Origin of the sequence: Streptomyces sp. WELS2 (assembly GCF_013870595.1) — a bacterium.
Lineage (GTDB): Bacteria > Actinomycetota > Actinomycetes > Streptomycetales > Streptomycetaceae > Streptomyces.
Genome location: NZ_JACBWZ010001376.1, coordinates 1 through 970 on the forward strand (window position 1 = coordinate 1; position 970 = coordinate 970).

Here is a 970-nt window from a genome sequence, read left to right on the forward strand (position 1 = left end):
GGTACGTGCCGTTCCCGGCGAAGTAGACCTCGACGCCGTCCTCCAGCGGCAGCCACCGCCCCTCGGCGAGCGGTACGGCACCGTCCTCGAGGGAGTTGGCGCGTCCCTTGCGCCGGGGCTCTTCGCGGTGGTCCCAGCGGCGCAGGAACGGGTGCAGGTGCGGCAGGCGTCCCACGCGTGGGTCCGGCTCGGCGGAGAGGCGGACCCGGCGGCCGGGCAGGTCCAGTTCCTCGACCCGCAGCAGGGGCAGCGCCTCCAGCCGGGAGGCGTACGCGGTGTCGGTGAACTCGACGTGGTCGCCGACCTCCAGCCCGAGCTTCGAGTCGAGGCCCAGGGTCGCCAACCGCACCCATGTGCCGTCCAGTTCGTCCACCGGGAAGACGACCGAGCCGTTGTCCCGGGACCACTTGAAGGTGGCGTCGGCCGCCTCGCCGCCCGCGTGGATCTCCACCCGGTACAGCTGGTTCTCCGGACCCCGGTAGCGGGCGTCGGGCCGGACCAGGCAGGGGTCGTCGTCGGCGTGCTCGGGCCGTTCGCTGCGGGCGGCGAGCCGGGCCGTGGGCGCCGTCTGGGTCCTGGCCCACTTCTCGAAGGCCTCGCGGACGGCTCCCGGGGACGGTGCGGCGTCCTCGATTTCCAGCGCGGTCAGCGGCAGCGGCAGCACCTGCCAGACGACCTTGGTGCGCACGGCGGTGTCCGGCAGCGCCGCGCCGAGGGCGACCTCGCGCAGTGCCGGGTCCTCGGCCGCCGAGACCGTCCGCTCCCACACCTGGAGGTAGACGAGGAAGGGCGACCGGGCGGGTGAGGGCAGCCGGTCGCCGGGCCGCTCCGGGTCGCGGAAGCCGTCGGGCTGGTTCCAGTAGTCCCAGTGGGCGTCCGTCTCGGCGGGCTGCCGCTGTCCGGTGTCCTCGTCCGGTACGGGGACTCCCGGCGCGGGGCGGTCCGCGTCGCACAGGATGCCGTCCACGTA

At 74.5% G+C, this 970-nt stretch carries 1 protein-coding gene; it reads right to left on the minus strand.

Annotated features, from left to right (window positions below):
* On the minus strand, positions 1-970 hold a 970-nt coding region (locus H5J33_RS36470; protein ID WP_258565650.1), incomplete at both ends, for a DUF6519 domain-containing protein.